We start from the raw sequence: 1600 nt of genomic DNA, 5'->3' as shown, positions 1-1600 counted from the left end.
GAACTCCACCGTGGAATCTGACGGTGTTTTTGTCGATTCACGGATAATCATAAGCCAAAACTTCCTCCAGTTAGGCTCCTGATTCATCCGATGTTTCATCCACCGTTTCTTTTTTCGTATCTTTGGTCTTCTGAGCATCAAGCTCTCCATAAAAACTTTTTTATTCAACCCCGGAGAATTGTTGTTCCTTATCATTTCAGGCAGCATCCAACAAATTTTATTTTTTGCTCCGAATAAAGCTTCCTGATTATTCATTCGTTCACCTCTCCATTGGAGAATAAACCCTCTGGCTATGTCTCAATTTTTGACCAGAACTTTTTTCGATAACTCAGTCCAAAACTGGATGATCTCAATCTTCATGCTGATCGCAGGAATTCTCGCTATCCTGGTTTTTAAGCGCATAATTCTAAAACGCCTGAAACAATGGTCTATCAAAAGTAAAACTACCATTGACGATTTTCTGATATCGACAATTGAAAATTCTATCGTCCCACTGCTTTACTTATTTGCATTTCGGATTTCGTTGAACGCTTTGATTTTACCGTCAAGAGTTTTATCAGTTCTTCACATAGCTACACTCCTATTTATTACCTTTTTTGCTTTGCGCATCATTACATCGCTAGTGAGGAAGTTTATCTTCTCATTTATCAAAAGACGCGAAAATAGAGAGATCGAAGAGAAACAGGCTAAAGGGCTACTTATAATTATAAACATCATTATCTGGATTCTAGGGATTGTATTTATCATCGATAACTTGGGATACGATGTAACTACCTTGATCACAGGGCTCGGAATAGGCGGAATTGCTATCGCACTTGCTGCCCAAACAATACTTGGTGACCTCTTTAGTTATTTTGTAATATTTTTTGACCGGCCGTTCGAAATTGGCGATTTCATAATTGTCGACGACAAGATGGGTAATATCGAGTATATCGGCATAAAGACCACTCGCATCCGAACGCTTGGCGGGGAACAACTAATTTGCTCAAACACCTACCTTACCAATTCCCGGGTTCATAATTATAAACGAATGGAGGAGAGGCGGATAGTCTTTAAACTAGGCATCACTTACCAAACCCCGGCAGAACAGGTTAAAGAAGTTCCGAAAATGGTTAAAAAGATTATCGAATCGACCGATAATGCCAGACTAGACCGCGGACACTTCTCCGGATTCGGAAGTTTCAGTCTGGACTTTGAATTTGTTTATTTTGTCTTAAGCTCCGAATACAATGTCTTTATGGATACCCAGCAAAAAATCTATTTCGAGATTTTAGCCAGGTTTGAGTCTGAACAAATAGAATTTGCTTATCCCACTCAGACACTTTTCACAGTACCCTCTCCAAAATTATCCGAGTTTGAGTAATCGACATCAAACAATTGATATTTAACCTACATACTTAATTCTAATCGTATGGAAAAAGCTATACAGGTAAATGAAGAAAATGATTTCCCTTACCCTAAGAGCAAAAATGCCTTGCTCCTTGGGATACGGTTGGAGTCATACCCGGTTTATTATTAATCGTTCAGCCGTACCCGTTTTGAGTGTAAAATAAGGCAATAAAAAACTTCGTTTTTTGTGATCTTCCGCCTCAGCAGGCTC

General features: G+C 38.9%; 2 protein-coding genes. One reads left to right on the top strand and one right to left on the bottom strand.

What is annotated here, in order from left to right; all coding sequences use genetic code 11:
- The coding region (locus WBJ10_RS09730) for a hypothetical protein (RefSeq protein ID WP_424289745.1) at window positions 1–207 on the bottom strand (207 nt) is incomplete at its 3' end.
- A gap of 85 nt (window positions 208–292) precedes the next feature.
- Between WBJ10_RS09730 and WBJ10_RS09725 the strand changes: the two genes are divergently transcribed.
- Window positions 293–1363 (top strand): mechanosensitive ion channel family protein, encoded by a 1071-nt coding sequence (locus WBJ10_RS09725; protein WP_424289743.1) that lies wholly within the window; start codon window positions 293–295, stop codon window positions 1361–1363.
- Window positions 1364–1600 lie beyond the last annotated feature (237 nt).

Source organism: Daejeonella sp., from assembly GCF_049655485.1.
Classification (GTDB): Bacteria; Bacteroidota; Bacteroidia; order Sphingobacteriales; family Sphingobacteriaceae; genus Daejeonella.
This window is presented reverse-complemented; position numbering and strand designations above follow the sequence as displayed.